Origin of the sequence: Mycolicibacterium mageritense (assembly GCF_010727475.1) — a bacterium.
Classification (GTDB): Bacteria; Actinomycetota; Actinomycetes; order Mycobacteriales; family Mycobacteriaceae; genus Mycobacterium; species Mycobacterium mageritense.
Genome location: NZ_AP022567.1, coordinates 6,272,720 through 6,295,496, shown reverse-complemented (window position 1 = coordinate 6,295,496; position 22,777 = coordinate 6,272,720). Strand labels below are relative to the sequence as shown.

Below are 22,777 nucleotides of genomic sequence, written 5' to 3'. Positions count from 1 at the left end.
TGCCACTTATCATTTCAGTATTGTATGTCGTCACCGGAGACTCATCGGCCCGCAAGCGCGCCGCGGCGCCGGTTCGCGACGAACCGCACCACGTCGGCGATCCAGTCCCGGTCGGTGCGCAGGCTGAGCAGCGGAGCATCACACCGGCGCAGCGTGCGCGCGACCTCTTCCCGGTGTGCCGTCGCGGCCTGCTCGAAGTCGTGGCGGAGCCGCTCGTCGATGGTGAACTCCCGCGTGACGCCGGTCTCGGTGTCCTGCAGGACCACGTCGCCGACTTCCGGCAGTTCCACGTCGCGCGGATCGAGCACCTCGATGCCGAGCACCTCGTGGCGGCCGGAGATCGCCCGCAGCGGACGCATCCAGTTGATCGGACCGAGGAAGTCGCTGATGATCACCGCCATGCCGCGCCGGCGTTCCGGACGCCGCAACGCGTCGATGGCCGCGGCCAGATCGCCGCGCACGCCCGTCGGAGCCTTGGGCATGGTCGCGATGGTGCGCAGCATCTCCTGCTCGTGAACCCGGCCCGAGAGGGCCGGTACCCGGCGCACCGTGTCACCGTTGGCGATGATCGCGCCGATCCGGTTGCCACCGCCGCTGTTGAGGAACGTGATCGCCGCGGCGGCTGCCACCGCGAGATCCCGCTTCTCGCATCCCGCGGTGCCGAAGTCGAGGCTCGCCGACATGTCGACCACGAGCCACGTCTCCAACTCACGATCGGCGATCATCTGCCGCACGTGCGGCACCATCGTCCTGGCGGTCACCGACCAGTCCATGCGGCGAACGTCGTCGCCCGGCTCGTAGATCCGCGACTCCCCCGGTTCCGAACCGGGGCCGGGCAGCAGACCGAGGTGATCGCCGTGCAGGACGCCGTCCAGCTTGCGCCGCACCGTCAGCTCGAGTTTGCGCAACGCCGCGGAGAGCGCGGGGTCACGGATCTCACCACGCTGCAGCGACGGCAGGTCGACCGTGCGGCGTGGGCTGTCGGTCACCGCCCGGCGGCCGCGGCAGCTGCGGCGGGAACGACGGGCTGAACCGAATGTCCTTGCTGCGGAATCGCATTCACCTGCGGCAAGGCCACGGTCTGCAGGATCCGGTTGATCACGGTCTCCGAGGAGATCTCGTCGGCCAGTGCGTCATAGGTCAGCACGAGCCGGTGCCGCAGCACGTCGGGAATGACCTCGACGACGTCCTGCGGGATCACGTAGTCGCGACCACGCACGAGCGCGAGGGCCCGCGATGCCGCGATGATGCCGAGCGAGGCACGCGGCGAGGCGCCGTAGGCGATCCAGGCCTTGGCGTCGGGCATGCCGAACTTCTCCGGCTCACGCGTCGCGGTGACGATGCGAACGACGTAGTCGACCAGCGCGTGGTGGACGAAGTTGTTCGCCGCGACCTCCTGCAGGCGCAGCAGGTCGCCGGTGTCGAGGATCTGCTTGGGCTCCGGCGGCTTGACGCCCATCCGGTAGATGATCTCGCGCTCTTCCTCGGGCGACGGGTAGCCGACGTTGAGCTTGAACAGGAAGCGGTCGCGCTGCGCCTCGGGAAGCGCGTACACACCTTCCTGCTCGATCGGGTTCTGCGTGGCCATCACCAGGAACGGGCTGGGCAGCGGGAAGGTCTTGCCGCCGATCGAGATCTTGCGCTCGGCCATCACCTCGAGCAAGGCCGACTGCACCTTGGCGGGCGCACGGTTGATCTCGTCGGCGAGCAGGAAGTTGACCACCACGGGCCCGAGCTCGATGTCGAAGTCTTCCTTGCCCTGGCGGTAGATGCGCGTACCGATGATGTCGGTGGGCACCAGGTCGGGCGTGAACTGGATGCGGGCGAACGTGCCGCCGACGACCTTCGCGAACGTCTCGACCGCGAGGGTCTTCGCGACGCCGGGCACACCTTCGAGCAGCACGTGCCCCTTGGAAAGGAGGCCGACCAGCATGCGTTCGACGAGCTGATCCTGGCCGACGATGATGCGCTTGACCTCGAAGATCGCGCGCTCCAGGGTGTGCACCTCAGCCTGCAGGCCGCCGTTGGTGGCCGGTTGCGGTGCGGCAGGGGCGGTCGGGGAACCGGGAGGATAACCGGGCGCGGGGCTCGAACCGGGATATCCTCCGGCGCCCTGCGGCGGTCCACTCGGTGACGTCATCAACTTCCTCCCACAGTGTTCTTCTGCGTACTGTCTGCAGATGCTCTGCAACGTGCGTCTGCCACGCTGGTCGTAGCCGGGCAGTCAGGTGCCCGTGGTCAACTATTCCAGGCACTCCGGAATCCGTCGACGCTGCCCGGAAGACTTCAGGTTTTGCTCAGGATTCGATGATGCGCGCCGCGTATGGCTGCAGGCCCGAGGTGCGCACCGGGCTGACGGTCACTTTGCCGGCGCTGCCCGACGCTTCGAGCATCTTGCCGCCGCCGAGGTACATCGCCACGTGCTGGCTGCCGCCCGGCCCCCAGAACAGGAGGTCGCCGCGCTTTGCCTGATTCACCGGAACCTTGCGCCCGGTGTTGTACTGGTCGCCCGAGTACTTCGGGATCTGAACCCCCACGCCGGCAAACGCGTACCGCGTGAATCCCGAGCAGTCGTAGCCGACCTTGCCCGCGTCGTAGTCGACACCGGGGCCCGGCCCGGTCAGCGTGCCGCCACCCCACGAGTAGGGCACGCCCATCTGCGATCCGCCGCGCCGGATCACGTATTCGATGGCTTGCGGGCCACGTACGCGCCCGCCGGGAAAGGCCGTGGCGGCCTGTTTCGGCGCGAGGCCGATGGTCTGCAGGAACTGCTGGCCGAGGTTCTGCGTGGTCTGCAGGGCGATCTGGCTGACCTGGAACGACGCGTTGGCGATGGCGACCGGATCCCCGGGCGCGCCCGAGCTGACGATCTTCGGCAGGGTCGGATCCCACTGCCCGTCGTCGGGTGCGGCAGCGGCCGGAGCCACCAGCCCGAACACGCCTGCGGCGAGTACCGCGGCGACGGTCAGGCAGCGTATGACGAAGGAACGCAAGGTAATCCCATCAGTATTCGATGTAGCGGACGACATACGGCGTCATGCCGCTGGTACGTACGGGCGAGACCTTGACGTGCGACCCGGTGTAGGGCGCTTCAAGCATCTGGCCGTTTCCGAGATAGAGGGTCACGTGCTGGCTGCCGCCGGGGCCGTAGAAGATCACGTCGCCGCGGCGCATCTGCGACGACGGGATCTTGCGGCCGGCGTTGTACTGCGACCCCGAGTAGTGCGGCAGCTTGATGCCGACGCCGGCGAACGCGTAGAGGATCAGCCCGGAGCAGTCGAAACCGACCGTGTTCGAGCCCGAATCGATGCCGGTGCTCGGGCCGGCCGCGTTGCCGCCGCCCCACGAATACGGCACACCGATCTGCGAACCCGCACGCTGGATGACGTATTCGGAAGCCTGTCGTCCGTACACGCGCGGAATCGCGCCGTTGGTGTAGCCCGTCGGGGTCGGCAGGATGCCGAGTTTCTGCAGGAACTGCCTGCCCATGTTCTGGGTCACCTGCGCCGAGGTGGACGAGATGCCCAGGACGGTGTTGATGATCGCCACCGGGTCGCCGCTCACGAACGCGCTCGGGATCGCGGGCAGCGTCGGATCCCACTGCGTGTCCCAGTTTCCGGGGTTCTGCGCCTGCGGGCCGGGTGCACGATCCCAGTCGCCTGCCGCGGCCTGAGGCGCCGCGGCTTGCGGAGCCGCCGGTGGCGCCGACGCGCGAGCCTGATCGAGCTTGGCCTGCGCGGCGGTGCGCTCCGCGGTGAGCCGCGTCAGTTCGGCCTGCTGGGTGCCGAAGGTCTGTTGCGCCTGCGTGAGCGCCGCGACAGCGGTGTCCTGACTGCTCTGCGCATCAGCCGCGGCCTGATCGGCCTTCTGCTTGGCCAGCCGGGCCGTGGACTCCCGGTTGACCTGCTCGGTACGGGCCCGTTGAAGTCCGGCCATCACCTGCTCGGAACTCTCGGCCAGGGCCTGGCCCGTGGCGGCGGTGTCGATGATGTCCGCAGGGTCGGTGGCCGTGAGATAGGAACTGGACGGGCCGTTGACATAGGTGGCGGCCGCGAAATTGTCGAATCGCTTCTGTGCAGCGGCGATTGCGGCGTTGGCGTCGTCGATGCCCTGCTTGCTCGCGTCGAGTTCGCGCTGAGCCGCGGCCGCGGCGTCGCGCGCGTTCTGCACGTCGACGATGGCCTTGTTGACGCTCTCCTGTTGAGCCTGGATGGATGCGCCGAGCTCCTGCAACTTCTGGTTGGCGTTGGCCACCGCGGCGACGAGCGACGCGACACTTTCGGTGCTCGCGGGTTCGGCCAGCGCGGGGCCGCCACCCGACAGCGCCGTCGCGACCAGCAGGCCGGCGGTCAGCCCGAAAGCGCACACGCGCCCGCCCAGCCGCGTGCGCGAGACACGATCAGCGCCCCGCCTCCGCGAAGCGCGAATGGTGCGTCTCATTCGACTCAAGTCTCCTTGGGCTCAGCGGCGTACCGGCTAGTTTGCTCGGAGCCTTTGCGCAGAAGTCACACGAAGCACAACTACAACAATGGGTACCGAATGCACCGTACGTCACATCTGACGCCAAAGAAACTTTAGTCACAAACTACATTCTTGTAATTGCAGAGAGTGTGACCATTTAGTGATATTGCGAGATTGTTCCGAACTGGCGTTCGAATTATGTTTCTTGCCGCGGGCCAACTCCCGCAACAGGTTCCGCCACCGCGCGACGTTTGCTACGCACCTGCAGAACCCTGGTGAGAACCGCGGCCGCCGCGACTCCGGCGACAAGAGAAATGGTCCACGCGGTCCATGGGAAATCAGGCGTCGTTATCTGCTGGACGAAATTCTTCGACGACTGCACCGGGTTACCCGTCTTGGCCATGTCCTGGCCGGCCTCCAGGGTCACGCGATCGATCGTCGGGCTGTAAGTGCCCGCAAAAGACGGGCTGATCGCAAGCACGGTGGCGCCCGGATTCGCCTGGCCGACCTCGGTGGCGATGTCCCGCAGCGGAGTGTCGATCACAGGATTCTTGGGCAGCACGATGATCTTGAGGTCGATGCCTTCCTGGCGGGCGTCACTGACCACCTGCCGCAGGGCATCGACATCGGCGGCCGGAGCACTGACACCGTCGTCACGCACATCGGCCTGCACGGCGGCCATGCATTGACTGACCCCGTCGGGTTGTGCCGGATCCATCCCGACGGTGTCGCACACCTCGACCGGGATGAAGGCAGGCAGAAACGGGATGACGTGCGGTCCAGTCACAGGGGAACGGTACGCCGTGCCGATACCGCGATGCCAAGCGACACGAACTGCGTCGCCGGATCGACACGTTGCCGTGATGCGAACCGGTCGAGCCAACCCGGTGGCAGTGCGCGGGCAACTCGACAAGACTGGACCCCGCCCTGGAGTCATATGCAGGACAAGCGTACTGTTAGGATCAGCAGCGCCGCCGACACAGCCCGTCGCGGCGAGATCTAGCCGGGAGTTGATGTGAGCAGCGAGAATACAGCCAATTCGTCCTTGAACTCATTTGGTGCCCGCGACACCCTGACCGTCGGGGACGACAGCTACGAGATTTACCGCCTCGACGCGGTACCCGGCACCGAGAAGCTGCCCTACAGCCTGAAGGTGCTGGCCGAGAACCTGCTGCGCACCGAAGACGGCGCCAACATCACCAAGGACCATATCCAGGCCATCGCCAACTGGGATCCGTCGGCCGAGCCGAGCATCGAGATCCAGTTCACGCCGGCCCGCGTGCTGATGCAGGACTTCACCGGCGTGCCGTGCATCGTCGACCTGGCGACCATGCGCGAGGCCGTGGCCGCCCTCGGCGGCGACCCGAACAAGGTCAACCCGCTGTCGCCGGCCGAGATGGTCATCGACCACTCCGTCATCCTCGACGTGTTCGGCAATGCTGGCGCCTTCGAGCGCAACGTCGAACTCGAATACGAGCGCAACTCCGAGCGCTACCAGTTCCTGCGCTGGGGCCAGGGCGCGTTCGACGACTTCAAGGTCGTCCCCCCGGGCACCGGCATCGTGCACCAGGTCAACATCGAGTACCTGGCCCGCGTCGTCATGGTCCGTGACGGCAAGGCCTACCCCGACACCTGTGTTGGCACCGACAGCCACACCACCATGGAGAACGGCCTCGGCGTGCTGGGCTGGGGCGTCGGCGGTATCGAGGCCGAGGCCGCCATGCTGGGCCAGCCCGTCTCGATGCTCATCCCCCGCGTCGTCGGCTTCAAGCTGACCGGTGAGATCAAGCCCGGCGTGACCGCCACCGACGTCGTGCTCACCGTCACCGACATGCTGCGCCGCCACGGCGTGGTCGGCAAGTTCGTCGAGTTCTATGGCAAGGGCGTGGCCGAGGTGCCGCTGGCCAACCGCGCCACCCTGGGCAACATGAGCCCCGAATTCGGTTCCACCGCAGCGATTTTCCCGATCGACGAAGAGACCATCAACTACCTGCGGCTGACCGGGCGCAGCGAGCAGCAGCTGGCGCTCGTCGAGGCCTACGCCAAGACGCAGGGCATGTGGCACAACCCTGACCACGAGCCGGCGTTCTCCGAGTACCTCGAGCTCGACCTGTCCACCGTGGTGCCGTCGATCTCGGGCCCCAAGCGCCCGCAGGACCGCATCGAGCTGTCCGATGCCAAGAACGCGTTCCGCAAGGACATCCACAACTACGTCGAGGAGAACCTCCCGACGCCGCACACTCAGCTCGACGAGGCGGTCGAAGAATCGTTCCCGGCCTCCGACCCGGCCAAGCTGTCGTTCGCCGACGACGGTGCCGTCGACGTGCGCCCGTCGGCCGCCAACGGTGCCGAGGGCCGGCCGTCCAAGCCCATCACCGTGCAGTCCGAGGAGCGCGGTGAGTTCGTGCTCGATCACGGCGCGGTCGTCGTCGCAGGCATCACCTCGTGCACCAACACGTCGAACCCCTCGGTCATGCTGGGGGCGGCACTGCTCGCCAAGAAGGCCGTCGAGAAGGGCCTGACCACCAAGCCGTGGGTCAAGACCAACATGGCGCCGGGCTCGCAGGTGGTCACCGACTACTACAACAAGGCCGGCCTGTGGCCGTACCTGGAGAAGCTCGGGTACTACCTGGGCGGCTACGGCTGCACCACGTGCATCGGCAACACCGGTCCGCTGCCCGACGAGATCTCCAAGGCCATCAACGACAACGACCTTTCGGTCACCGCGGTGCTCTCGGGCAACCGCAACTTCGAAGGCCGCATCTCGCCCGACGTCAAGATGAACTACCTGGCCTCCCCGCCGTTGGTCATCGCCTACGGCATCGCGGGCACCATGGACTTCGACTTCGAGACCGACCCGCTCGGTCAGGACGGCGAGGGCAACGATGTGTTCCTCAAGGACATTTGGCCGTCTGCCCAGGAAATCGAGGAGACCATCGCATCCTCGATCAACCGCGACATGTTCACCGACTCCTACGCCGACGTGTTCAAGGGCGACGACCGCTGGCGTTCGCTGTCCACGCCCGAGGGCAACACCTTCGAGTGGGACGAAGCCTCCACCTATGTGCGCAAGGCGCCGTACTTCGACGGCATGCCCGCCGAGCCGGAGCCGGTCAGCGACATCAAGGGCGCCAGAGTCCTTGCGCTGCTGGGCGATTCGGTGACCACCGACCACATCAGCCCGGCCGGCTCGATCAAGCCCGGCACCCCCGCCGCGCAATACCTCGACGCAAATGGTGTCGAACGCAAGGATTACAACTCGCTGGGGTCGCGGCGCGGCAACCACGAGGTGATGATCCGCGGCACGTTCGCCAACATCCGGCTGCGCAACCAACTGCTCGACGATGTCTCCGGTGGCTACACGCGTGACTTCACCCAGCCCGGTGGTCCGCAGTCGTTCATCTACGACGCGTCGGTCAACTACAAGAAGGCCGGCATCCCCCTGGTCGTGCTGGGCGGCAAGGAGTACGGCTCGGGCAGCTCACGTGACTGGGCGGCCAAGGGCACGGTGCTGCTCGGCGTGAAGGCCGTGATCACTGAGTCCTTCGAGCGCATCCACCGGTCGAACCTCATCGGTATGGGTGTCATCCCGCTGCAGTTCCCAGCCGGCGAGTCGGCCGCGAGCCTCAAGCTCGACGGCACCGAGACCTTCGACATCACCGGTATCGAGGAACTCAACAACGGCAAGACGCCCAAGACCGTGCACGTCACGGCGACGAAGGAGGACGGCTCCAAGGTGGAGTTCGACGCGGTGGTCCGCATCGACACGCCCGGTGAGGCCGACTACTACCGTAACGGCGGCATCCTGCAGTACGTGCTGCGCAACATGCTGAAGTCGAAGTAATCCTGACGAGGCAGGCAAGGTACGCAGGTAAGGGACAGCAGTGCCCCGGGTAACCGACGACCACCTCGCGGCCCGGCGTCGCCAGATACTCGACGGCGCCCGGCGCTGCTTCGCGCAGTACGGGTACGAGAGTGCGACCGTGCGACGGCTCGAACACACCATCGGGCTGTCGCGCGGCGCAATCTTTCACCATTTCAAGGACAAGGACACCTTGTTCTTCGAACTGGCCCGCGAGGACGCCGAACGCATGGCCGACGTGGCCGCCAGGGAAGGCCTGATCCAGGTGATGCGCAATATGCTCGCCGCACCTGAGCAGTTCGACTGGCTGGCCACGCGGCTGGAGATCGCGCGAAAACTGCGTAACGACCCGGCATTTCACCAGGGCTGGGCGGAACGCTCCGCGGAGCTGTCGGCAGCCACCACCGAGCGCCTGCGCCGTCAGAAGCAGGCCGGCCGGCTGCGCGACGACGTGCCCAGCGCCGTCCTGCACATCTATCTGGATCTGGTGCTGGACGGCCTGGTGGCGCGGTTGGCCTCGGGCGAGGATCCGAAGAATCTCAGCGCAGTCCTCGATCTCGTCGAAGCCTCAGTGCGCCAACAACACTCGGTGGGCGCTGCGGAAAGCCCGCAGGCGCCCGAGGACTAGCTCACCCGCGATCGGGTTCTGTGGTTGGGCCCACCACGGCTGCGCATGGTGGTTCCCGACTCTCTCAGCAAGCTGTGTATCGAGCCATAGGAACGCCCGGTCGTCGCCACCAGCGAGCGGATGCTGGCGCCCCCCTCATAGGCGCTGCGCAGCTCGGTGAGCAACTCATCTCTGCTCTTCTTCGTTTCCTTCATCGACATCTCCCCGCTCTCGATGTCCCGACGCATACCCAGCCTAGAAACAGCTCACACGCTGGTGGGCGAAATTGAAGAACGTCTTAGATTTACGCGCCCGAAAATCCGGCGGGTCTTGATGTTTCGCGTCAGGCGAGTTCGATGAGGTCGCGATAGTCGTTGGACCAGAAGTCCTCGGTGCCGTCCGGCAGCAGCACCACCCGCTGCGGGTCGAGCGCCTCGGCCGCCCCCGGATCGTGCGTCACCAGCACCACCGCACCGACGTAACTGCGCAGTGCGTCGAGCACCTGCTCACGCGACGCGGGATCGAGGTTGTTGGTGGGTTCGTCGAGCAACAACACGTTGGCCGTCGAGGCAACCAAACCGGCCAACGCCAACCGGGTTTTCTCGCCGCCGGACAGCGTGCCCGCCGGCTGATCGAGCTGGGGCCCGGTGAACATGAAGGCGCCCAGCAGGCCTCGCAGATCCTGCTCACCCGTGTCCGGGGCCGCGTGCCGGATGTTCTCCCACACCGTGGCGTGGTCGTCGAGCGTGTCGTGTTCCTGCGCGAAGTAGCCGAGCTTGAGACCGTGACCCGGTTCCAGCCCGCCGGCGTCGGGCGTTTCGGTGCCCGCGAGCAGGCGCAGCAGTGTGGTCTTACCAGCGCCGTTGAGCCCGAGCACGACGACGCGCGAACCGCGGTCGATGGCGAGGTCGACCCCGGTGAACACCTCGAGCGACCCGTAGTTCTTGGTCAGGCCCTTGGCCACGAGCGGGGTCTTGCCGCACGGGGCCGGCGTCGGGAACTTGATCCGGGCCACCTTGTCGGCCACCCGTTCTTCGTCGAGCGCGGCGATCATGCGGTCGGCACGGCGCAACATGTTCTGTGCAGCAACGGCTTTGGTGGCCTTCGCGCCCATCTTCGCGGCCTGCGCACGCAGCGCGGACGCCTTGCGCTCGGCATTGGCGCGTTCGCGCCTGCGCCGCTGCTCGTCGGTCGCGCGGGCGTCGAGATACTTCTGCCAGCCCATGTTGTAGACATCGACCTCGCCGCGCACAGCGTCGAGGAACCACACCCGGTTCACCACTTCGGCGAGCAGCTCGACGTTGTGGCTGATGACCACCAGGCCGCCGGTGTGGTTGTGCAGGAAATCCCGCAGCCAGCCGATCGAGTCGGCGTCGAGGTGGTTGGTCGGCTCATCGAGCAGCAGCGTGGTGGCCGAACCCGAGCCGGTGTCCGATGCGGCGAACAGAATCCGGGCCAGCTCGATCCGGCGGCGCTGACCGCCGGACAGCGTGCGCAGCGGCTGCACGAGCACGCGGTCGGGCAGACCGAGGCTCGCGCAGATGCGGCCCGCTTCGCTCTCGGCCGCGTACCCGCCCAGCGCCGAGAACCGTTCCTCGAGCTGTCCGTAGCGCCGCACGGCCTTGTCCCGGGCGGTGTCGTCGGCCACCTCCGCCATCAACGCCTGCTGCTTTTCCAGATCGGCCAGCAGCGTGTCGAGACCCCGCGCAGACAGCACCCGGTCGCGGGCCAGCACGTCCAGATCACCCTGTTTGGGATCTTGCGGCAGGTAACCGATCTCACCGGTGCGCGACACACTGCCGGCGTACGGTTCACCCTCACCCGCCAGAATCCGCATGGTCGTGGTCTTGCCTGCGCCGTTGCGGCCCACCAGGCCGATCCGGTCGCCCGGCTGCACGCGCAGTGCCGCGCCTTCCGTGGACAGCAACGTACGCGCGCCGGCGCGGACCTCCAGGTCCGTTGCGGTGATCACGCTGCTGTCCTCCTACTGGTCGATCTCGTATGTGTTGTCGGTGCCGGTCGACTCTCCCCCGCAAGCGGGCGGTACCCCGACGCGCTAGCGCTCGTCGGTGAAAACCGGGGGCCGCTTTTCCGCACGCGCAGCCACCGCTTCTTCGAAGTTTGCGGTGAGCAGGCGCACGAAGAGTTGTCCCAGGCCTTCAGCCTGCATGTGCCCCTCCAGGCTAGCGGCGTCCAGTCCACTCCAAAGTGTGCGCTTGGTCAACTCAGTTCCCGGGCGCGAGAACCTCGCGATGCCCTCGGCGAGCTGATAGCAGGTGTCGAGCAACTCGCTGTCGGGCACGGATCGCGACACCAGACCGATGCGCTGTGCTTCCTCGGCGTCGACGTCACGGCCCGTCAGCATGATCTCGAACGCCCGCGACGACCCGATGGCGCGCGGAAGCAGATAGGACAGGCCCAGCTCACTGGCGGTGAGACCGTTGTTGATTCCGGCGGCGCGGAAGTATGCGCCTTCCGCGGCCACCCGGATGTCGCACGCCAGCGCCAGGCACAGGCCGCCGCCGATCGCGGCGCCGTTGACCGCGGCGATCACCGGCTGGTGCAACCGGCGCAGCGCCAGGATCACGTCGTCGAGCAGCTCCATCGAGCGCAGTGCGTACGTCGGCCGGGTCAGGCCGTCGACGTGCGGCACCGAGCCCGCGGACTTGTGGTCGGCTCCCGACGAGAAGCCTCGCCCGGCGCCCGTGAGCACCACCACACGCACCGAGTTGTCGTACCGCAACTCTTCGAGTGTCTGCTTGAGCGGCACCATGACGTCGAACGCCATCGAGTTCATGCGCTCGGGCCGGTTGAGGGTCACCAGCGCGATGCCCGGACGCGGACGATCGACCAGGACGTATGTGTTGTGATCGGTCACGACCAAGCACGTTATCGCGTGCCTGGCCGAAGCCCGATCGGCCTAGGCCTGCTCGGCGTCGCCCTGGGCCGCGATGGCCGCGTCGATGTCGAATTCCTTGACCTTCTGCACCAGATCCTCGAGGGCTGCCGGCGGCAGCGCGCCGGCCTGGTTGAAGACCAGCTTGCCCTTCTTGAACGCCATCAATGTCGGGATGGACCTGATCTCGGCGGCGGCGGCCAGCGCCTGCTCAGCCTCGGTGTCCACCTTGGCGAACACCACGTCGGGGTGCTTCTCCGAGGCGGCCTTGAACGTCGGGGCGAACGCGCGACACGGCCCGCACCAGGACGCCCAGAAATCGACCAACACGATGTCGTTCCCGTTGATGGTGTCGTTGAACTGATCTGCGGTGATGTCTTGCGTACTCACGCTTTTCCTAACGTCGCGGATGGGTCGACCTGTTCCCCACCCTATGGGCGATGCAAGCCGACCGACACTCTTTCAGCATGAGCCGGTTCGATGCTGTACTCAGGGACAAGACCGGCGCACATGCCGTCCCCGGCTTCAGTCTCGGCGGCCCACCCGGATCTCCGACAGCGGCTTTTCGAACCAATGGTCGGCGTAGAACTCGTCGTTGAACGGCGCCACCTCCCGATATCCACAAGCGCGGTACATCTGCTGTGCCTCGACCAGTTCGGCCTTGGTCTCCAGGCGCATGAGGCCGGCCCCGTGCTGCTCGGCGCGGGCCTCGAGCTCGGTGAGCAGGCGCCTGCCGAGCCCGAGGCCACGCACACTCGCCGCCACCCACATGCGTTTGACCAATGCAACGCCGTCCGGATACCAGATCACCGCGCCGCAGCCCACGGGTTGACCGTGCAACGACGCGACCAGAAGCAACCCCGCAGGTGGTGTCATCTCGTCGTCGGCGACGGGACTCACCGCCGGGTCGTAGCCGTCGTGAAAGCGTTGCGCCAACTCGGTGTAGTAGGTCGCCAGGCAGTACCGGGCGTCGGGATGGCGGGGATCGCACTGCTCGACCCGCACGGCCGATGCCGTGAGCAGCCGCTCCACCTGCGCCATCGCCGATACCAGGCGCTCCTGTTGGCTCACGGTGAGCGGCGTGAGGATGCTCGCGGCCATGTCGTCGGAGCGGTTGTTCAGCGTCTCGAGTTCGCGAAGCCCCGCCGCGGTGAGCTCCGCGGTGCGAACGCGCCGATCCGTAGCGCTCGGCACAACCATGATCAGGCCTTCACGCTGCAGTGCCCGCAGCAGCCGGCTGAGGTAGCCCGAATCCAGGCCGAGCCGCGACCGCAGATCACGGACATCGCACCCCTGGACACCGATCTCCCACAACAGCCGGTCCTGGCCGAGCGATCTGCCACTGGCCAGGTAGTTCTCGTTGAGCACCCCCGCACTGCGGGTCACGACGCGGTTGAACCGACGGACCTGGGCGACCATTTCCACGGACATACCTCTGACCTTAGTCAGATAATTCTGGCCCGCGAAGAACTTTCCGCCGTGATGGTGGCGTCAGGCGGTAGACGGCAGATCCCGCCGGCGCCCGGATTCGAACCGCCAGATCGCGTGGTGCAGCGCCGTGACGTCCCAGCCGGACTGCTGCGCCACCGACCTCAGCAACAGGGCCGCGTCCTCCGAGCCGGCCGTCTCGCGCGCGACGTACCCGGCCACCGCCGGGGCGACGGTCGCACCGGGCACCTGTGCCAGCAACCCGAGGTAGGCCCACGTGAAGCCTGAGCGTTGGCCAGGGACCGCGCACCACGCAGCCCTGGCCGCTTCGGCACGTTCGCCATCCCGGACAACTGTGCGCAGTTCCTCGGCTGTCCGCACGCCCAGCGCAACGAGCGCCTGGGCGGCCTCGACGAGCGCCACCGCGCGCAGCGGCGCGTTCTTCGTCGTGGACGTCGGGCGGCGGTTGCCGATCTGCGATGCCCACTGCTCGGCGCCACCGAGCTCGTCGACCGTGGCCAGCAGCTCTCGGGCGCCGTCGGCGTCGGCGTCACCGCCCTGTCCGGCGCGATAACTGCGGTAACGCTCGACGATCCTGTCGACGGTCAGATGGCGCGCGCCCGTCACGTAGATCGCGTCAACAATGCACAGCGCCAACGATTCCGGATAACTCGTAGGTTCGGGCCACAGCGCCGGATCCCCCAGATCCCGTTCGCAAGCAGCGCGCAATTGCTCGATATCGGTGCTCATCGTGATGCCTTCCCGTCACGCGGGAACGCCTGCCGTCCCCGTCGCGCCGAAGCTAACGAGGGCACCCGACAGCACCACGCCAGAGACGCCTCAGAATCGGAAGTTATCCACAGGATCGATCGGCATTTTCGAGCAGTTGCGCCTGTCGTCTCGGCCACCAGAACACTTCGACCACCAGCGCTGCCAGGTAGATCACCGATACCACGGCGTTGCCCCACGAGCCGAAGATCGCATCGAACACCGCGGTGGCGACGGCCACCATCAGCACCAGCGGCAGCAACCAGCGGAACGGCCGCGCCGCGTCTGCCGCGGCGTGCATGCCGTCGCGGTAGCCCATGGCGGCCTGCGCGAGTCGTGGGTCGACGACGTGTTCGCCCGCTCGGGCCGCGCGTGCCACGGCGACGCGGTCGGCAACGTCGAGTTCGGTTGCGGCGGGCCAATATCGGGACATCCGACGGGCCGACCAGATGCCGTAGCAGAACCCGACGATCACCAGCACCGCGATCCCGGCGATCAGCAGCCCCGAATCGAGCCAGGCCAGGGCGCCCAGGCACAGGCCGACACCGCCGCCGACGATCAGGGCGCGGAAAAAGAAACCGCCCCGCCACACGAACGCCGGAATGGTGACCACACGGTCATTGTGACGGGACGGGGTCAGCTAGACGGTGAAACCGAGCGCACGCAGTTGCTCACGGCCGTCCTCGGTGATCTTGTCCGGACCCCACGGCGGGTTCCACACCCAGTTGATCTTGATCTCGTTGACCAGGCCTGCGCCCACCAAGGCGGTGCGGGACTGATCCTCGATCACATCGGTGAGCGGGCAGGCCGCCGACGTCAGCGTCATGTCGATGAGCGCTACCGCGCCCTCGTCGCCCTGTTCGACATTGAGGCCGTACACCAAACCCAGGTCGACGACGTTGATGCCGAGTTCAGGATCCACCACGTCGCGCATGGCTTCTTCGACGTCGGCCAGCAGTTCGTCAGAGGTGGTCTCGCTCATCGCTGTTCCTCCACATCCTCGCTGGCCCGGGCCAGCGCATCTTTGAAAGCCATCCAGCCCAGCAGCGCGCACTTCACGCGTGCCGGGTACTTGGCGACACCCGCGAACGCAATGCCGTCACCGAGTACATCTTCGTCCCCCTCGACGTTGCCGCGCGAGGAAATCATCTCGGTGAAGGCCTCGACCGTCTTGAGCGCGTCACCGACGCTCTGGCCGATGACCTGGTCGGTGAGCACCGACGTGGCGGCCTGGCTGATCGAACAGCCCTGGCCGTCGTACGAGATGTCGTCGACGGTCTCGCCGTCCTCGGACAGCGCGACCCGCAACGTCACTTCGTCGCCACACGTCGGGTTGACGTGATGAACCTCGGCGCCGAACGGCTCCCGAAGCCCGCGGTGGTGCGGATGCTTGTAGTGATCCAGGATCACTTCCTGGTACATCTGGTCGATTCTCACGCGAAGAACTCCACAGCCCGTTTCACCCCGGCGACCAGCCGGTCCACCTCGTCGAGCGTGTTGTACACGGCGAACGATGCCCGGGCGGTCGCGGCGATCCCGAAACGCCGATGCAGCGGCCAGGCGCAGTGGTGCCCGACGCGGACCGCGACACCGTCGTCGTCGAGCACCTGCCCGACGTCGTGGGCGTGGATGCCGTCGACGACGAAGCTGACGGGCGACCCCCGGTGTGCCATGGTCGTGGGTCCGATCACCCGGACTTGCGGGAGACCGGACAATCCGTCCAGCGCGGCCGCAACCAACTCCGCCTCGTGCGCCTCGACTGCGTCCATCCCGAGAGCATTCAGATACCGTGCCGCGGCGGCCAGTCCGACCACCTGCGATGTCATCGGGGTGCCTGCCTCGAAGCGTTGCGGGGCAGGCGCGTAGGTGGTCTTCTCCATCGTGACGGTCTCGATCATCGAGCCGCCCGTGATGAACGGTGGCATGGCATTGAGCAACTCACGCCGCCCGTACAGCACGCCGATCCCGGTGGGGCCCAGCATCTTGTGACCCGAGAACGCGGCGAAGTCGACGTCGAGGGCGTGGAAGTCGACCGGCTGGTGCGGCACCGACTGGCAGGCATCGAGCACGGTCAGAGCACCGACGGCCTTCGCGCGGTTCACCAGCTCGGCGACCGGGGCCACCGCGCCCGTGACATTCGAATGATGGCTGAAGGCAACCAGTTTGACGCTTTCATCCAACCGCAACGAGTCCAGGTCGATCCGGCCGTCGTCGGTCACGCCGTACCAGCGCAGCGTCGCGCCCGTGCGCTCGGCCAGTTCCTGCCACGGGATCAGGTTGGCGTGATGCTCGAGCTCGGTGGTGACGATGACGTCACCGGGCCCGACGGCGCGGTCGAAGCGCTTGTCCCCCAACACGTATGCCACGAGGTTGATGGCCTCGGTGGCGTTCTTGGTGAACACGAGTTCGTCGTCGTCCGCGCCGACGAACGCCGCGATGTCGGCGCGGCCCTGCTCGTAGGCGTCGGTGGACTCCTCCATGAGCTGGTGCGCGCCGCGATGCACCGCACCGTTCGAATTGAGCAGGAAGGTCCGCTCGGCATCGAGAACCTGCAACGGCTTCTGCGACGTCGCACCGGAATCCAGGTAGGCCAACTGGTTCCCGCCGCGCATGACCCGGTTCAGGATCGGGAAGTCCGCCCTGACCTCGGCCAGCACGGTGGGGTCCAAAGTCCGTGCGACGGTCACTGTCTTGCTCCTCGCGTCCGCGCTATGTCAGGCACCAACCGCCTGCGTGAAGCGCACGTACCCGTTCTCTTCGAGTTCGTCGGCGAGTTCGGGGCCGCCCGATTCCACGATGCGGCCGCCCACGAACACGTGCACGAACTCGGGCCGGATGTACCGCAGGATCCGGGTGTAGTGCGTGATCAGCAGGACGCCGCCGTGCTCTGCCTCGGCGTAGCGGTTGACTCCCTCGCTCACGATGCGCAGCGCGTCGACGTCGAGGCCGGAGTCGGTCTCGTCGAGGATCGCGATCTTCGGCTTGAGCAGCGAAAGCTGAAGGATCTCATGGCGCTTCTTCTCACCACCCGAGAAACCCTCGTTGACACTGCGCTCGCTGAACGCCGGGTCGATCTCCAGGTCGGCCATCGCGCCCTTGACCTCTTTGACCCAGTGCCGCAGCTTGGGTGCCTCGCCGCGCACCGCGGTCGCCGCCGTGCGCAGGAAGTTCGACATCGAAACCCCGGGCACCTCGACCGGATACTGCATCGCCAGGAACAAGCCGGCACGGGCGCGCTCGTCGACGCTCATCTCGAGCACGTCCTGACCGTCGAGCGTGATGGACCCGGAGGTGACGGTGTACTTGGGATGCCCCGCGATCGCGTAGGACAGCGTCGACTTGCCGGAGCCGTTGGGGCCCATGACAGCATGGGTCTCCCCCGACTTCACGGTGAGGTCGACGCCCTTGAGAATCGGGATCTCAGCCTCTTCGGGGCTGGTCACCGACACGTGCAGATCTTTGATTTCCAGAGTGGTCATGAGTGCGATGCTTTCGATTCGGTGATGGCGAGTTCTCGTTCGATGGCGGCGGTCAGACGCTCGCGCACCTCGGAGACGGTGATCTTGGCGATGATCTCGTTGAAGAAGCCACGCACCACCAGTCGGCGGGCCTGGTCTTCGGGGATGCCGCGGGCACGCAGGTAGAACAGCTGCTCGTCGTCGAAACGACCGGTGGCGCTGGCGTGCCCGGCACCGACGATCTCGCCGGTCTCGATCTCCAGGTTGGGCACCGAGTCGGCGCGCGCACCGTCGGTCAGCACCAGGTTGCGGTTCACCTCGAACGTGTCGGTGCCGGTGGCCTCGGCCCGGATCAGCACGTCGCCGACCCAAACGGTATGGGCGTCGGGCAGATTCGACTCCGGGTCACCCTGCAGCGCGCCCTTGTAGAGGACATCGGACTTACAGTTCGGGTACGCGTGGTCGACCAGCAACCGCGACTCGAAGAACTGACCGTCGTCTGCGAAGTAGGTGCCGAGCAGCTTCGCATCGCCTCCAGGTCCGGTGAACCGCACGGTCGCCGCGGTTCGCACGACGTCGCCGCCGAGCGTCACGTTGACGTGCCCGAGCACGGCGTCCTTGCCCAGTTTGGCGTGATGCGCGCTGACGTGGACCGTGTCGTCGGCCCAGTCGGCGATCCAGATGACCCCGAGCCCGGCCGAGTCGCCCACGATGATCTCGACGTTGTCGGCGTAGATGCCGCTGCCGCGCAGGTCGACCACGACGATGGCGCGCGAGAGTTCCTCGACCCGGATCTGCAGGTGCCCGTATGCGACCTGATCCTTGCCGGGGCCGTCGACGACGATCTCGATGGGCTCGGCCACTTCGGTGTCGCGCTTCACGGTCACCACGGTCGCCGTGTTGAACGACGAGAAGGCCTGAGCGGCAACACGATCGGTGGGCACGCCGCCTTGACCCAGGCGCTCGTCGCCACGCTCGACGGTCTCTACCGTCACCCCGGGGCGCTCGGACACGGTGATGGTCGCATCACCGGTCGGGGTGGCCGAGCCGTCGTGCAGGCCACGCAGCCGGCGCAGCGGCGTGAACCGCCAGATCTCGTCGCGGCCACCCGGTACTTCGAACGCGTTGACGTCGAAGGAGGCAAACAACTCGCCCTTGTTGAGGGCGATGCCTTCCACCGCCTCTGTCAGATTCTGTGCCACTTAGCCGACCGCGCCTTCCATCTGCAGTTCAATGAGCCGGTTGAGTTCGAGTGCGTACTCCATCGGCAGTTCCTTGGCGATCGGCTCGACGAAGCCACGGACCACCATCGCCATGGCCTCGTCCTCGGTGAGGCCGCGGCTCATGAGGTAGAACAGCTGATCCTCGCTGACCTTGGACACCGTGGCCTCGTGGCCCATCGTGACGTCGTCCTCGCGGATGTCGACGTACGGGTAGGTGTCGGAACGGCTGACGTTGTCGACCAGCAGCGCATCGCATTTCACGCTCGAGCGCGATCCGTGGGCGCCCTTGTTGACCTGGACCAGCCCACGGTAGGACGCCCGGCCGCCGCCCCGCGCGACGGACTTGGACACGATGTTGGACGACGTGTTGGGTGCCAGGTGCAGCATCTTGGCACCGGTGTCCTGGTGCTGGCCCTCACCGGCGAACGCCACCGAGAGCACCTCACCCTTGGCATGCTCACCGGTCATCCACACGGCCGGGTACTTCATGGTGACCTTGGACCCGATGTTGCCGTCGATCCACTCCATGGTGGCGCCTGCCTCGGCGCGGGCCCGCTTGGTGACCAGGTTGAAGACGTTGTTGGACCAGTTCTGGATGGTCGTGTACCGGACGCGGGCACCGGGCTTGACGATGATCTCCACCACGGCGGAGTGCAGCGAGTCCGACTTGTAGATCGGCGCTGTACAACCCTCCACGTAGTGCACGTAGGAGCCCTCGTCGGCGATGATCAGCGTGCGCTCGAACTGGCCCATGTTCTCGGTGTTGATCCGGAAGTAGGCCTGCAGCGGGATGTCGACGTGCACACCCGGCGGCACGTAGATGAACGACCCACCCGACCACACCGCGGTGTTGAGCGCCGAGAACTTGTTGTCGCCCGCGGGGATGACCGTGCCGAAGTACTTCTTGAAGATCTCCGGGTGTTCACGCAGGCCCGTATCGGTGTCGAGGAAGATCACCCCGAGCGCCTCGAGATCCTCGCGGATCTGGTGGTACACCACCTCGGACTCGTACTGTGCGGCGACGCCTGCCACCAGGCGCTGCTTCTCGGCTTCCGGGATGCCCAGGCGGTCATAGGTGTTGCGGATGTCCTCGGGCAGTTCCTCCCAGGAAGCCGCCTGCTTCTCGGTCGACCGCACGAAGTACTTGATGTTGTCGAAGTCGATGTCGTCGAGGTTGGAGCCCCACTTGGGCATCGGCTTCTTGTCGAACGTGCGCAGCGCCTTCAGCCGGATGTCGAGCATCCACTCCGGCTCGTTCTTCTTCGCCGAGATGTCCCGCACGACGGCCTCGTTGAGCCCGCGCTGAGCCGCGGCGCCGGCAACGTCGGAGTCCGACCAGCCGTATCCGTACTTACCCAGCGAGGCGATGGTCTCTTCTTGGGTGAGTGGCGTGTCGGGCGTGATGGTCATTTCGACGCTCCTTGGTTGCTTGTGGTGGTGGTCGTGCGGGCGCGGGCTGTGCTCCCGACGGTTGCTGTGCTGTTCTCGGTGTCCAGCGGGACGTGCGTGGTACAGGCACAGTCACCGTTGACGATGGTGGCCAGCCGCTGCACGTGGGTGCCGAGGATGTCGGCGAAGGCCTCACTCTCGGCTTCGCACAGCTCCGGGAATTCCTCGGCGACGTGCGATATCGGGCAGTGGTGCTGGCAGATCTGCACGCCGTGGATCGGGCCGCTCACCGGCGTGGTGGTGGTCGCGTAGCCGGCCTTGGTCAGCGCCGCGGCGACCCGCTCGGCCGTCGCAGGCACATCGCCGGGTTCCTCGGTGACGCCGGCCAGGATGGTGTCGACGCGCCGCCGCGCGAAGGTTCGCACCGCTTCCTTGCCGCCGATCTCGCGCAGCTGCCGAATGGCCGCCACCGCCAGATCGTCGTACGTGTGGCCGAGCTTGGCCCGCCCCGCGGCAGTCAGCCGGTACCGCTTGGCCGGACGGCCCCGCCCGCTGTGCTGCCACGCTGCAGCCGCGCTCGCCTGCGCATCGCCCGCCTCGATCAGGACGTCGAGGTGGCGCCGAACGCCTGCGGCCGAGATGCCGAGCCGCTCGCTGATCTGCCCGGCCGTGATCGGACCTTCCAACAGCATCTGGATGATGGCACGTCGGGTCTGCCCGTCAGTGGCTGTGACTACGTCCCCAGGCGTCGTCGACACACTGGCGGCAGCCGCGTGCTCGGACTCCTGGCGGAATTTCACAACACCATTGTGACGGAATTGCCGGCGCGGTTCTAGCAAGGGCACCCTTACGTGACCTGGGCCACCCGCGCGGGCCCCTGACCGCGTCGGGACGCCATCCCGCGCCGGTTACTCTGCTGTGATGGCCACCCGCCTGTCGTCCATCAGCTCGTCGATCGCCCGGTGGCACGGCGACGAAGGCGTGGTGGGATCCCCGCTCAACGACGCAGAAGTCGTCGCGCTCAAGCGCACCCGGCTGTTCGGGGCTACCGGAACCGTGCTGATGGCCATCGGCGCACTCGGTGCGGGCGCCCGCCCGGTCGTGCAGGATCCGACATTCGGCGTGCGGCTGCTCAACCTGCCGTCGCGCATCCAGACCGTGTCACTGACCATGACCACCACGGGCGCGGTGATGATGGCTCTGGCCTGGCTCATGCTGGGCCGTTTCGCACTGGGGCCGCGGCGCATGTCGCGCAGCCAGTCCGACCGCACGCTGCTGCTGTGGGCGCTGCCCCTGCTCATCGCCCCGCCGATGTACAGCAAGGACGTCTACTCCTATCTCGCGCAGAGCGAGATCTCACTGATCGGGCTCGACCCGTACCGCGTCGGCCCCGCGACCGGCCTCGGGCTCGACCACGTGTTCACGTTGTCGGTGCCCAGCCTGTGGCGCGAGACTCCCGCGCCGTACGGGCCGCTCTTCCTCTGGATCGGCCAGGGCATATCCGCGTTGACCGGCGAGAACATCGTCGCGGCCGTGCTGTGCCATCGGCTGGTGGTGCTGCTCGGGGTCGGACTGATCGTGTGGGCGACACCACGGTTGGCGCGGCGCTGCGGCGTCGCCGAGGTCAGCGCGCTGTGGCTGGGGCCGTGCAATCCCCTGCTGTTCATGCATCTCGTCGCAGGAATCCACAACGAGGCACTCATGCTCGGCCTCATGCTGGCCGGTACCGAATTCGCGCTGCGCGGGATCGACGCCGCAGCGCCGCTGCTGCCGCGCCCCGTGCACTGGCCGCACACCCGCGCCGAGTGGGCCGGCTGGCAACCGATGGCCATGCTGGTCCTCGGCGCCACCCTGATCAGCCTGTCTTCGCAGGTCAAACTGCCGTCGCTGCTCGCGCTCGGTTTCGTGGCGATGGCGCTGGCCTGGCGTTGGGGCGGTACGATCAAGGCCTTCTTCGCCGCGAGCCTTTCGATGGGTGCGCTGTCCCTGGCCGTGATGGCGATCATCGGATGGGCCAGCGGCCTCGGATTCGGCTGGGTCTTCACGCTCGGCACCGCCAACGTCGTGCGCAGCTGGATGTCACCACCGACGCTGCTGGCGCTGGGCACCGGACAGGTCGGCATCCTGCTGGGGCTCGGCGACCACACCACCGCCGTGCTGGGGCTGACCCGCGCCATCGGTGTGACGATCATCGCGATCCTGGTCACGTGGCTGCTGCTCGCGGTGCTGCGCGGGCGCCTGCATCCCGTGGGCGGGCTCGGCGTCGCGCTGGGAGCGACGGTACTGCTGTTCCCCGTGGTGCAGCCGTGGTACCTGTTGTGGGCGATCGTGCCGCTGGCGACCTGGGCCACCCGCCCCGGGTTCCGCGGCGCGACCATTGCATTGACGCTGGTCGTGGGCATTTTCGGACCGACCGCGAACGGCGACCGGTTCGCACTGTTCCAGATCGTGCTGGCGACGTTGGCGAGCACCGTGATCGTGTTGATCTTGATCGGGCTCACCTATTACCGCCTGCCATGGCGCAAGTTGCCCGAGCCTGCCGCACCGCCACCGGAAGAACCGATCGCCCGCGACGACGCCTACGCTGAGTCCCCGTGACCTCGCGTTCCGGACCCGACGACACCGCCTCGTCGGAACCCAACGACCCCCCGCGCAAGCGCTCGTCGGGAACTTCGTCGGAAGTCC

22 protein-coding genes are annotated in these 22,777 nt (G+C 66.9%); 3 read left to right on the top strand and 19 right to left on the bottom strand.

The window, feature by feature from the left end; all coding sequences use genetic code 11:
* Positions 1 to 41: 41 nt before the first annotated feature.
* From G6N67_RS30360 to G6N67_RS30340, 5 genes are all read right to left on the bottom strand, one after another.
* Positions 42 to 989, bottom strand: a complete 948-nt coding sequence (locus G6N67_RS30360; RefSeq protein WP_036441656.1) for a DUF58 domain-containing protein — start codon at positions 987 to 989, stop codon at positions 42 to 44.
* Positions 986 to 2,140, bottom strand: a complete 1,155-nt coding sequence (gene moxR1 / locus G6N67_RS30355) for a chaperone MoxR1 (protein WP_036441653.1) — start codon at positions 2,138 to 2,140, stop codon at positions 986 to 988. Before moxR1 ends, G6N67_RS30360 begins: the two co-directional genes overlap by 4 nt.
* A 157-nt stretch (positions 2,141 to 2,297) precedes the next feature.
* Positions 2,298 to 2,993, bottom strand: coding sequence for an NlpC/P60 family peptidoglycan endopeptidase RipB (ripB, locus tag G6N67_RS30350; RefSeq protein ID WP_036441650.1), 696 nt, complete (start codon positions 2,991 to 2,993; stop codon positions 2,298 to 2,300).
* 10 nt (positions 2,994 to 3,003) lie between these two features.
* Positions 3,004 to 4,440 carry an NlpC/P60 family peptidoglycan endopeptidase RipA gene (gene ripA / locus G6N67_RS30345; protein WP_036441647.1) on the bottom strand — a complete coding sequence of 479 codons (1,437 nt, stop codon included), beginning with the start codon at positions 4,438 to 4,440 and terminating at the stop codon, positions 3,004 to 3,006.
* Between the two features lie 217 nt (positions 4,441 to 4,657).
* Positions 4,658 to 5,248: an Rv1476 family membrane protein gene (locus G6N67_RS30340; protein ID WP_051579259.1), complete on the bottom strand. Its 591-nt coding sequence runs from the start codon at positions 5,246 to 5,248 to the stop codon at positions 4,658 to 4,660.
* A 228-nt stretch (positions 5,249 to 5,476) separates the two neighbouring features.
* Here G6N67_RS30340 and G6N67_RS30335 point away from each other — a divergent pair, with 228 nt between their 5' ends.
* Positions 5,477 to 8,305 (top strand): aconitate hydratase, encoded by a 2,829-nt coding sequence (locus G6N67_RS30335; RefSeq protein WP_110798695.1) that lies wholly within the window; start codon positions 5,477 to 5,479, stop codon positions 8,303 to 8,305.
* A 40-nt stretch (positions 8,306 to 8,345) separates the two neighbouring features.
* Complete coding sequence (locus G6N67_RS30330; protein WP_036441640.1) at positions 8,346 to 8,951, top strand: TetR/AcrR family transcriptional regulator; 606 nt, start codon at positions 8,346 to 8,348, stop codon at positions 8,949 to 8,951.
* On the opposite strand, the gene G6N67_RS30325 is transcribed toward G6N67_RS30330, so the two are convergent.
* The 14 genes from G6N67_RS30325 to G6N67_RS30260 form a co-directional block, all read right to left on the bottom strand.
* Positions 8,948 to 9,145, bottom strand: coding sequence for a helix-turn-helix domain-containing protein (locus G6N67_RS30325; protein ID WP_036442264.1), 198 nt, complete (start codon positions 9,143 to 9,145; stop codon positions 8,948 to 8,950). The genes G6N67_RS30330 and G6N67_RS30325 overlap by 4 nt on opposite strands.
* 128 nt (positions 9,146 to 9,273) lie before the next feature.
* A complete protein-coding gene (locus tag G6N67_RS30320) occupies positions 9,274 to 10,902 on the bottom strand; it encodes an ABC-F family ATP-binding cassette domain-containing protein (RefSeq protein ID WP_036441637.1) in 1,629 nt (542 codons plus the stop codon).
* 84 nt (positions 10,903 to 10,986) lie between these two features.
* The gene (locus tag G6N67_RS30315; protein ID WP_036441634.1) at positions 10,987 to 11,814 is read right to left on the bottom strand and encodes an enoyl-CoA hydratase; all 828 of its coding nucleotides are present in this window, start codon (positions 11,812 to 11,814) and stop codon (positions 10,987 to 10,989) included.
* A gap of 36 nt (positions 11,815 to 11,850) precedes the next feature.
* Entirely contained in the window at positions 11,851 to 12,216 is a 366-nt protein-coding gene (trxA, locus tag G6N67_RS30310) for a thioredoxin (protein WP_036441631.1), read from the bottom strand.
* Between the two features lie 135 nt (positions 12,217 to 12,351).
* Positions 12,352 to 13,257, bottom strand: a complete 906-nt coding sequence (locus G6N67_RS30305) for a bifunctional helix-turn-helix transcriptional regulator/GNAT family N-acetyltransferase (protein ID WP_036441628.1) — start codon at positions 13,255 to 13,257, stop codon at positions 12,352 to 12,354.
* Positions 13,258 to 13,317: 60 nt separating this feature from the next.
* Positions 13,318 to 14,004, bottom strand: a complete 687-nt coding sequence (locus G6N67_RS30300) for a DUF8548 family protein (protein WP_036441625.1) — start codon at positions 14,002 to 14,004, stop codon at positions 13,318 to 13,320.
* Between the two features lie 103 nt (positions 14,005 to 14,107).
* Positions 14,108 to 14,635, bottom strand: coding sequence for a hypothetical protein (locus G6N67_RS30295; RefSeq protein WP_036441622.1), 528 nt, complete (start codon positions 14,633 to 14,635; stop codon positions 14,108 to 14,110).
* A gap of 27 nt (positions 14,636 to 14,662) precedes the next feature.
* The gene (locus G6N67_RS30290) at positions 14,663 to 15,004 is read right to left on the bottom strand and encodes a metal-sulfur cluster assembly factor (protein ID WP_036441619.1); all 342 of its coding nucleotides are present in this window, start codon (positions 15,002 to 15,004) and stop codon (positions 14,663 to 14,665) included.
* Positions 15,001 to 15,459, bottom strand: coding sequence for a Fe-S cluster assembly sulfur transfer protein SufU (gene sufU / locus G6N67_RS30285; protein WP_036441614.1), 459 nt, complete (start codon positions 15,457 to 15,459; stop codon positions 15,001 to 15,003). Before sufU ends, G6N67_RS30290 begins: the two co-directional genes overlap by 4 nt.
* Positions 15,456 to 16,709, bottom strand: coding sequence for a cysteine desulfurase (locus G6N67_RS30280; protein WP_036441611.1), 1,254 nt, complete (start codon positions 16,707 to 16,709; stop codon positions 15,456 to 15,458). Before G6N67_RS30280 ends, sufU begins: the two co-directional genes overlap by 4 nt.
* A gap of 27 nt (positions 16,710 to 16,736) precedes the next feature.
* Positions 16,737 to 17,501 (bottom strand): Fe-S cluster assembly ATPase SufC, encoded by a 765-nt coding sequence (sufC, locus tag G6N67_RS30275; protein ID WP_036441608.1) that lies wholly within the window; start codon positions 17,499 to 17,501, stop codon positions 16,737 to 16,739.
* Positions 17,498 to 18,682: a Fe-S cluster assembly protein SufD gene (gene sufD / locus G6N67_RS30270; RefSeq protein ID WP_036441605.1), complete on the bottom strand. Its 1,185-nt coding sequence runs from the start codon at positions 18,680 to 18,682 to the stop codon at positions 17,498 to 17,500. Before sufD ends, sufC begins: the two co-directional genes overlap by 4 nt.
* Positions 18,683 to 20,113 (bottom strand): Fe-S cluster assembly protein SufB, encoded by a 1,431-nt coding sequence (sufB, locus tag G6N67_RS30265; protein ID WP_036441601.1) that lies wholly within the window; start codon positions 20,111 to 20,113, stop codon positions 18,683 to 18,685.
* Entirely contained in the window at positions 20,110 to 20,850 is a 741-nt protein-coding gene (locus tag G6N67_RS30260; protein ID WP_036442262.1) for a helix-turn-helix transcriptional regulator, read from the bottom strand. The genes sufB and G6N67_RS30260 overlap by 4 nt, the downstream gene beginning before the upstream one ends.
* Positions 20,851 to 21,013: 163 nt before the next feature.
* On the opposite strand from G6N67_RS30260, the gene mptB reads away from it, so the two are divergent.
* Positions 21,014 to 22,690, top strand: a complete 1,677-nt coding sequence (gene mptB, locus G6N67_RS30255) for a polyprenol phosphomannose-dependent alpha 1,6 mannosyltransferase MptB (RefSeq protein ID WP_036441598.1) — start codon at positions 21,014 to 21,016, stop codon at positions 22,688 to 22,690.
* Positions 22,691 to 22,777 lie beyond the last annotated feature (87 nt).